Annotated in this window: 8 protein-coding genes; 4 read left to right on the plus strand and 4 right to left on the minus strand. The window is 56.9% G+C overall.

Annotation, left to right across the window (positions count from 1 at the left end):
- Positions 1–2: 2 nt before the first annotated feature.
- Positions 3–1859 (minus strand): SGNH/GDSL hydrolase family protein, encoded by a 1857-nt coding sequence (locus tag F5984_RS18380; protein ID WP_185155555.1) that lies wholly within the window; start codon positions 1857–1859, stop codon positions 3–5.
- A 188-nt stretch (positions 1860–2047) separates the two neighbouring features.
- On the opposite strand from F5984_RS18380, the gene F5984_RS18385 reads away from it, so the two are divergent.
- The gene (locus F5984_RS18385) at positions 2048–3094 is read left to right on the plus strand and encodes a sulfatase-like hydrolase/transferase (RefSeq protein WP_246169138.1); all 1047 of its coding nucleotides are present in this window, start codon (positions 2048–2050) and stop codon (positions 3092–3094) included.
- Entirely contained in the window at positions 3072–3461 is a 390-nt protein-coding gene (locus tag F5984_RS26770; RefSeq protein ID WP_246169140.1) for an alkaline phosphatase family protein, read from the plus strand. Before F5984_RS18385 ends, F5984_RS26770 begins: the two co-directional genes overlap by 23 nt.
- A gap of 39 nt (positions 3462–3500) precedes the next feature.
- On the opposite strand, the gene F5984_RS18390 is transcribed toward F5984_RS26770, so the two are convergent.
- On the minus strand, positions 3501–3980 hold the full coding sequence (locus tag F5984_RS18390) for an ankyrin repeat domain-containing protein (protein ID WP_152125672.1): 480 nt from the start codon (positions 3978–3980) through the stop codon (positions 3501–3503).
- Positions 3981–4175: 195 nt separating this feature from the next.
- On the opposite strand from F5984_RS18390, the gene F5984_RS18395 reads away from it, so the two are divergent.
- Positions 4176–5297 (plus strand): TlpA disulfide reductase family protein, encoded by a 1122-nt coding sequence (locus F5984_RS18395; protein WP_152125673.1) that lies wholly within the window; start codon positions 4176–4178, stop codon positions 5295–5297.
- A gap of 245 nt (positions 5298–5542) precedes the next feature.
- Here the strand turns inward: F5984_RS18395 and F5984_RS18400 are convergent, their stop codons facing one another.
- Positions 5543–6802, minus strand: coding sequence for a hypothetical protein (locus F5984_RS18400; RefSeq protein ID WP_152125674.1), 1260 nt, complete (start codon positions 6800–6802; stop codon positions 5543–5545).
- Positions 6803–6941: 139 nt separating this feature from the next.
- Between F5984_RS18400 and F5984_RS18405 the strand changes: the two genes are divergently transcribed.
- The gene (locus tag F5984_RS18405; RefSeq protein ID WP_152125675.1) at positions 6942–8027 is read left to right on the plus strand and encodes a hypothetical protein; all 1086 of its coding nucleotides are present in this window, start codon (positions 6942–6944) and stop codon (positions 8025–8027) included.
- Here F5984_RS18405 and F5984_RS18410 read toward each other — a convergent pair.
- Positions 7993–9051 (minus strand): LacI family DNA-binding transcriptional regulator, encoded by a 1059-nt coding sequence (locus F5984_RS18410; protein WP_152125676.1) that lies wholly within the window; start codon positions 9049–9051, stop codon positions 7993–7995. The genes F5984_RS18405 and F5984_RS18410 overlap by 35 nt on opposite strands.
- Positions 9052–9160 lie beyond the last annotated feature (109 nt).

Below are 9160 nucleotides of genomic sequence, written 5' to 3' on the forward strand. Positions count from 1 at the left end.
TCTTACTTTTTGCGGGTTTTACGGGGTTGCTCCTGCACAACCGGCTGAACGATTGGTTTGAGGTATGGGCGCATTTTGTCAGCCAGAAGCCGGTACCCCTGCGCATTTGGGTGAAGCCCGTCGGTAAAGAGCGATTCGTCTATTTTGCCATCCGGCCCCAGAAAAACCGTGCCGGGCTGGGCAAAGGTAGCATTCAGTTCACCGGCAATCCGGGCGATGTCTTCGTTCAGGCGGGCAATGCGTTTTTCTTCGTTTCGGCGGGGCAGAATCCCGATCAGCAGGAGTTGAGCCGTAGGCTGCCGGGTTTTGATCGCCTGTCCCAGAAACTTCAGACCCGCCACAATGTCGTCGTTGGTGTTTAGGCCAATGTTGTTTGTACCAACCATCAAAACAACCTGTTCGGCTGTGTAGCCATCCAGCTCACCATGATACACGCGCCAGAGTACGTTTTCGATTCGGTCCCAGCCGAACCCCATGTTTTGTACCCCAAGCGGCTCCATCATCGCATTCCATGAATCGGTACCCCGTGCAATGGGGGCTTGTGGCTCGCCCGCCCAGTAGTGCGTGATTGAGTTGCCAAAGAAGACAATCCGGGGCGGCTTCGCTTTCAACCGCGCCAGAATGGCCCGGTGGCGGGTTTCCCAGTCGTAAATACTCGCATCGCGCGATTGAGTGCGGGCGCGGGTGGTTGACAAAGTGCCTGCTGGTTCGTTCAGAATGGGCCGCAGCACCCGCTCGTAAGCCTCAGCGTACTGGAGCATACCAAAATCGCTGGGGTGCGTTCCGTCGACCATCGATTCAGCGTCGAGGTTCAGGGCTGAGTAGGGGAGCAGGTATAAGTCCTGAATACCCTCGGCTTTTAGCTGAGTGAAAATCTGATGCTGTAAATTGTTGATTTCCTCGTATAACTGCCGCCGACCGGGGTTGGTGCCGCCATCAGTATAGCCCGCATGGTCGACGAGCAGAATGGGCGTGTTGGGTCGTTTCTGCTTCAGAAGCCGAACCGCCTGTAGTGTGCGGGCGCGGGTGGTGTCGAGCGGAATCCCGGTCGACGAAATGAGGTTGGGCAGGCAGTCGAGCACATACACGCGGGCGTCGAGTTCGGGCAGGAGTTCATACACCTCTTTTTCCATACGGCCATTTCCCGAAAACGCCAGATTAATCATGGGTTGGTCGAGCTTGCGGCCCAGAATATTCACCCACGACATACCCGCCCGCGAGGCCGAATACCCGTGCGCAATGGAGGTGCCGTACACCACAATCGGTTTGTAGGGGCGCACCGGTAGCGGGGTAAACGCACTACCGGTTGGCACGCCAATTTCGAGCCATTTGAGCGAATTGCCCAGCGGGAGGTAAAGCTGGTATTCGCGGCCTTTCTGGTGCTGGGGTTCGGAGGGCTGAAGCCCCGTGTAGGTGAACCGGATGGTATCACCATAGGTCGGTCGGCCGTTGCACCAGAGCCATTCGCCATCGCTGTTGCGGGCATACAGGTCAACGCCACTGGCCCCCGTTGTCGACATGTTTGTCAATGACAGATTTCCATTGACGGCGTAGCGCACGCTGATCTGGTTGGTATTGGCCCGAAACCGAATGAGCAGCCCGGTTGCATGGCGCGACAGGTTCCAGACCGCCGGGCGTACCGTTTTCTGGGCTACCGCCGGGAGCCGGTCGTAGGGGCTCAAAAGGGCCTTGCCCGTCCAGCCTTGCCCTTCAATTACGGGCCCATCCGACTGGGCAGGGTTCCACCACGTAAGCTGAACGGCAGTTTGGGCTGCCGGAGCCGTTGTTTGGGGTGTTTGGGCGAACGAAAGAGAACTCAGGCAGAGCCCGATTCCGAAAAGGGCAACGATACGTTTCATACGAGGGATAGCGGCCGGCTGTTGGGTTTGGCGTTGCCACGCCCCCGGCCTTGTGTATCAGAAGCAACTCATACGCCCGATTATACCCAATGCGCCCGTCGGTTCGGGTGTCTGCATGGGTAAATTACCTGTTCAGACACCCTTACGTGTACAAATTGACTTCTGTACACCCAAAACCATACAGCGTGATGCACCCCATAAATCGGCTTTTCTGCCTTTTGCTGCTCGTTTGGCTGACGGCCTTTACGACAGTGACCGTAGCCCAGCAGTCGCGGCCTAATATCATCTATATCATGGCCGACGATTTGGGCTATGGCGATTTGGGCTGTTACGGACAGCAAAAAGTAAAAACGCCTAACCTCGACCGCATGGCCCGGCAGGGGACCCGCTTTACCCGATTCTACGCGGGCAGCACCGTGTGTGCACCCTCGCGTTGTGCCCTCATGACGGGTAAGCACATGGGCCATGCCTACGTGCGGGGCAATGGCGAAATACCCTTGCGCGATACCGATACCACCCTGGCACAGCGGTTACAGGCCAATGGCTATAAAACCGGTATGTTTGGTAAATGGGGCCTTGGCCTGAACACAAATTCGGGGGCACCGCAGCGTAAAGGATGGGACGAGTTTACGGGCTATCTGCACCACCGACACGCGCACAATTACCATACAGATTCGCTCTGGCAGGTGCGAAACGGCCAACTGTCGGTGTTGCGGCTTTCGCCAACCCAGTACACGCACGACGTGATTATGGACCGTGCTTTCGAGTTTTTGCAGAACCGGCAGGCCGACAAGCAACCGTTTTTTCTGTACCTGCCCATCACGCTTGTGCACGCCGAAATGGCAACGACCGATGAAGACGTACGCCCGATTCTGACCGCCGACGGCCGAAGCCCGTTCCCCGAAACGCCGTTTGTGAAACGCCCCGGCACGTCGTATTCGAGCCAGAAAAACCCCAAAGCTACGTTTGCGGCCATGTTGAGTCGGCTGGATAAGGATGTGGGGAAACTCCTGGACTTGCTCAAACAGTACGGCATGGACGAGAACACCTACGTGTTTTTCACGTCGGACAACGGCCCGCATCGGGAGGGTGGGGCCGACCCGGAGTTTTTCGACAGCAACGGCCCGTTGCGCGGCATCAAGCGTGATTTGTACGAAGGGGGCATTCGGGTGCCTATGATTGCCTGGGGGGGGGCGCGTCAGGCCAGGCAAGGTGAGCAATGCTGTTTGGGCTAATTGGGACATCAGCCCGACCGTATGTGCCCTGACCCAGACTGCCCCGCCCCGCAACATTGATGGACTGGATATGAGCCGGGTCTTGATGCGCGGAGCCCCGGCCCCCGCCAACCGTTCGCTGTTCTGGCAGTTCGATGAGGGCGAGTTGCGGCAGGTGTTGTTACAGGATAACTGGAAACTGGTCCGGCTGAAGAAAAAAGGGGAGCCCGAACGGCTGGAACTCTACGACCTGCGACAGGATGAGGGCGAAACCACCAATCTGGCGGCCAGTAAACCTGATAAAGTGGCGGCCCTGCTGACTCTCTTGAAAGGGGCCCAAACGCCTGCAGAGCATCCGCAATTTGACTGGAGTAAAAGTGAGTTGTAATCAAAAGGGGCGGGTCATTATGTGACCCGCCCCTTTTGATTACAGCCACTGAAGGGCTTCCTCGTTGCCTTGCTGAATGGCTATGTCGCGGGCCGAGAGCCCCCGTGCATCGCGTAGGCTGGTGTCGGCACCTGCATCAAGCAGGAGTTTCACCATCGGGTTACGGCCAAACATCGTGGCAAACATCAGGGCGGTGCCCCCGTTACCGTTTTGCAGGTCGAGGTCGGCACCGTGTTGAATAAGGAGGTCGGCAATTTCGGGATAGCCTTTAAACGAAATGCCCATGAGGGCCGTGTTGCCGCTCGCATCCTGAATATTGGGGTCGGCTCCAGCATCGAGCAGGAGCTGGGTGGCTTCCTGTTGCCCGTCGTAGGCGGCCACAATCAGGGGGGTAAAACCCTTACCGTTCTGAATATTGATATCGACCTGATTGTCGATCAGTTGCTTGAGGTAGGCTGTATCGCCCCGGCGGGCGGCATCGAAGAGTAAATCTTCGGGATGGTCGGAGTAAAACGCCATGAATGCTCGTTGGTTTTGATCGTTCGGTACAAGTATAAACCCGAAACGGGTGAGTATGTCTTTTGTGGATGGGCAAACCCATGCTACGGGCTCATTTTGACGACAAATGACTAATTCGCCCGCCGTTCATCCGATTGTGTAGCAACGCAATCGGCAAAATCAGTACCTTTAATCGTCTACAAAATACATTCGAACATGAAAAAGCTGGCTACCATGGCCTTGCTGCTCGTTCCCTCGATGCTCTGGGCACAGGGAGGAGCGTACACCATTAAAGGTAAACTGGGCAATTCATCGGCAACAAAAGCCTTTTTGCGGTACCGCGCCGGGGCTGCCATCAAAATGGATACGGCGCTGATTCAGCAGGGCGCGTTTGAGTTTAAGGGGTCCGTTGAGAACCCCATGCAGGCTTCGCTTGCCGTTGAGAAACAGGGCCGGGTAAACCCTGCGTCGGTGATGGGCGTGTATCTGGAGCCCGGTACCATCACGGTCATCAGCCCCGACTCTATGCAGAATGCCGTAGTGGCCGGCACTCCCCTCAACGTTGATAATAACAAGCTACGGATGGCACTCAAACCGGCTTCGCAGAAAATGGAGCTGTTTATGAAAGAGTACCAGTCGGCGTCGGCAGAGCAGCGTAAGTCGAAGGAGTTCAACGAGTCGTCGGAGAAGCGGTACGAGGCTATTCAGGCTGAGCAGAAGCAGGTTTGGGCCGATTTTATTAAGAACAATCCCAATAGCCAGATTAGTCTGGACGCCTTGCAGAACTACGGCGGCTACGCCCCCGAATACACCAATGTGAAGCCGTTGTTCGATGGGTTGTCGGAGGCCGTAAAAAGTAGTAAAGCTGGTAAAGAGTATGCCAGTATGCTCGTGAAGCTGAAGGCTACATCGATTGGTGAAATGGCGATGGATTTCACCCAGGCCGATACGTCGGGCCGGGCGGTGTCGCTCCGTGATTTCCGGGGTAAATACGTACTCGTGGACTTTTGGGCGAGCTGGTGCGGCCCCTGCCGGATGGAGAACCCCAACGTGGTGAAGAATTTCAACGACTTTAAAGATCGGAACTTCACCGTGCTCGGCGTCTCGCTCGACCGGCCTAATGCGAAAGAGGCCTGGATGAAGGCAATCTATAAAGATAGCCTCACCTGGACGCACGTATCGGACCTGAAGTTCTGGGAAAATGAAGTGGCCCAAATGTACGGGGTTCGCGCTATTCCGCAGAACTTCCTGATTGGCCCCGACGGCAAGATTCTGGCCAAGAATATCCGGGGCGAAGACCTCGGTAAGAAATTAGCCGAACTGATTCCTCAGAAGTAGGAAGGCGGTATATAGTTTTTTGTTTAGGGCGGTCGGCGTTCCGGTTTTTGGTTAGGCTGGCGCATGACTGTAGAGACGCATACTTGCGTCTCTACAGTCATGCGCCAGCCCACGATAAATTGGCAAAAAAGGCCTGCGCATGAAGGCTGTCGCATGAGGAGACGCAAGTATGCGTCTCTACGCGCGGGATGGTTCAACGATAAACCAGAAGACCGGTTGCCCAAAACGATAAACGCAAACCCCCATCAACCGGGCGCGACTTCTACCGAGGTCGCGCCTTTGTTTTGGGCTGTAGCCACCCGCCATAGCCAGACGACTCCGATCCACAGACCCACTGAAAACAGGAGCAACATTTCGCCGAAATACGGGAGGTACGTACCTGTGCGTTGCAGGATTGATTCGAGCACCAGACCGCCTTCAGTGAGCGTGAAAAAGACCAGAATCAGGCCAAGTGCCGGGCCTGAGGGGCGTAATATCCGGCGGTGAATGGCCCACGCCAGCAGGAAAAAGCTTATAACCCCGATAAACACAAGGTGCAGATACGCAATGACCAGATGCCGTTGGGTGTAGCTCCACTCAGTGGCCCACGCGCTCGCCGACAACGCCTGTAACCCAAGCTTGAGCCCGAAACTCAGCAACGCCAGCTGACCCAGCCAGTAAGCGGGAGTCCGTAATTTGCTTTGTAGCCGGGACCGTTGTTGCCAGAGCAACCTAATGAGCCAGCCACCGGCTGCAAGCTGTGCCAGCCCGGCCACTGCGCCCACGGCCCACACCCACATGGGCGGTTGGGTCCATAGGGCCGATAGAGCGAGCGTTCCCACCGTAGCACCAATCCAGACCAGCAGAAACCGGTTGGCTTCCCGGCCAACTGGCATACAGCCCCACCGCTCAAGCCACCTGACGAGGAGCGCCAGGCACCCGAACATAAACCAGCCGTTGTACAGAAAGTGCAGGTAAAAATAGATTGACAGGTTGTACCAGATTGTCTCGTGCAATTGCCGGGCTTTCAGAATGCCGAGGGCATACGGCCCTAGTGTCGACATGACCAGAAAAAGCAAGCCCCAGCGCACAAATCGAGCCGCCAGCGAGTGGTCGGGCCGAAGGTCGGTGTAGAGCCGCCAGGCCATGTAGTACGACAGGAGCACGTGCAGCGTCGAGAATATGATGGAGCCCGCCCCGTAGCCCTGCACCGGAAATAACCCCAACATGCCCACAATGGCGACCTGAAACCCAATCCAAATGGGTCGGTAAGCTTTCTGGCGAGCCGAAGAAACAAACTGAGCTATCAGAGTCAGAAACAAGGCGTTGAACGCCCAGCCGAGCAGCACTACGTGTGAGTGAGCATGTAGCCAATACGGATAAACGAGCGTGGCTGACGGCCGCAACAGTAGGTACCGTAACAGTACCCCAAGGCCACCGGCTACTACCCACCACAGCAGGGCGGTTTGCCAGTCGCGTTGTTCCTGCGTGCGGGAGCCCTGAAGAGGTGTATCGGCTACGTTCATGATACGGGCAAAGATAGGGCAATGCCCCACCACCCAGCTTGACCTAAATAGGGCGTCGGTCTGATTTGGGTCAGGTTAGGTGTGGGCGGGCGCGTGTTTCTTTGTGCCTGAGGTCACTTGTCCAATACCTCCGCGGGCCATGAAGTTTATCCGTATTCCCCCCATTGCGTTGTTGCCTTTTGCGTTGTTGTCGCTGGTACTGGGTATTCTGACCGGGCTGGTTCGGCTGGGGTATCCTATGCCCGTAGCCGAGGCTGTAGGGCAACACGGAGCCTTGATGATTGGCTCGTTTCTGACCACGTTAATCCTGCTCGAACGGGCCGTGGTGTTCAAAACAAACTGGGCTTTGCTGGCTCCGTTGCTCAACGGGCTTAGCCTGCCCGCTTTCTGGCTGGGCGCTACCGAACTGGCGCAGGGATTACTCATTGCAGGGGCGTTGAGCATGGTGCTCATGACCTACCTGTTTCTGGTTCGGCACCGGCACAGTTACTATTACCTCCTGTTGGCGGGCAGCGTATGCCTGGCTGTGGGCAACAGTTTGCTGTTTCGGAATGGCTTCTACCCGTTGGCCGTGCCCTGGTGGATGGGCTTTTTGCTGTTTACCATCGTTGGCGAACGGCTCGAACTGAGCCGGTTTTTACCGCTGACGACTGGCCAACGGGCTTTACTCTGGGCGTTGCTGGCGTTGGTAGCCTTAGGCATTGGACAACCGTTTCATGGGGCTGGGCAGTCGGTGCTGGGCGCGGGTATGCTGGGCGTAGCCCTCTGGCTGCTTCGGTACGATATGGCACTCAAGTCGTTGCGAAAACCGGGGCAGGCCCGGTACAGCGGGGTATGGCTGCTGGTCGGCTACGGCTGGTTGTTTCTGAGCGGACTCCTGTTTCTGCTGCCCGTGCGCAACGCTTTTTGGTACGATGCCGCCCTGCATAGCTTCTTTCTGGGCTTTGTGTTTTCTATGATTTTTGCCCACGCGCCTATTATTCTACCCGGCGTGTTGGGCCGGGGTGGGGTGTTTTATCACCCGTTGCTCTATGCATGGGCCGGGCTCAACAGCGTGTCGCTGGGGCTTCGGTTAGGGGCCGACTGGCAGGCCCTGCCCAACTGGCGGGTGTTTAGTGGCTTTGGGCAAACGGCCGCCCTGCTGGGCTTTTTTGTCACAATAGCCCTCACTGTTGCTGGGCTGAACCGGCTTAGTTTTCGTAAAAAAGGCTATTCTCGCGGGTAACAATGTCGATAGGCATGTAGTGCACCGCTTCGACCGGGGTCTGGAACACCAGATGCTGGTAGAGGGCCATAATGCTCCGGTAGCCCTGGTCTTCGGGCTGATGGCAAATGAGAAAATCAATGGTGCCCTGCTGAAGGTAATGGCTGTTTTTCTGCACCAAATCGTACCCGATAAGCATCGGTTTGGCCGGTAACGAACTCGATTCGAGAAAGCGGGCCACCAGAAACGTCCGGGAGTTGGTCACAAAAATGAGGTCGAGGTCGGGGTGGTTGTTCAGGTATGCCGAAAGGGCGGCCGAAACGGCAGTTTGTCCTGTTTCGTGCAGGTCGATTCGGTCGATGAGGCAAGCCCGCCGATGCTCGGTCAGGTACGCCCGGAAGCCCTCTTCAATGCGTCGGTACGTGAAACTTTCCAGATCGGCGGCCAGATTCACCACCAGCACCCGGCCCGCGCCCCGCAGGGCGTAGGTACTCAGCCGACCGGCCAGGTAGCCACTCTCGAACAGGGGTGGGCCAATGTACGACAGGCTGGGCAGGTCGGGGATGTTGGAGTCGATAAACACATACGGAATGCCCGCTTCCTGACAAGCCACGGCAAACGCCCGTGCTTCTTCCACAAACATGGGCGCCAGCACCACGCCATCGGGCGGATTGGCCAGAATCAGGCGGGTTTGCTCCACAAATGTCTGCTTGTCATTCAGGTCGAAAAAAAGCTCGTCGACCCGCAGCCCGTAGGCCCGCACCTCGGCATCGGCCCGCTGAATACCCCGGCGGGGGGCGTCCCAAAAGTCGAGTTCGGGGGTTGCTGACGGGATGAGGGCCACCAGCCGGTTCGATTTGCCCGAGGCCAGCCGCCGGGCGAGCAGGTTGGGCTGGTAGTCTAACTCCTGAATGATAGCGAGAATTTTCTCCCGCGTTTTTTCGGATACCCCGCCCCGGTTATGAATCACCCGGTCCACGGTGGCAATGGCTACATTAGCCCGACGCGCTATCTCTTTAACGCCCTGAAGTTCTTTCTTTTTCATCAATTCATCATCTCCCCCTTCGGTCGGGCGGGTTTGCCAATCAACACACCCGTTGGTTGGCAAACCCGCCGACTGCAAGATAGGCTACCCGGCGGGCAGCACAAAAGGA

This window comes from Rudanella paleaurantiibacter, assembly GCF_009184635.1.
In the GTDB taxonomy this organism is placed as follows: Bacteria; Bacteroidota; Bacteroidia; order Cytophagales; family Spirosomataceae; genus Rudanella; species Rudanella paleaurantiibacter.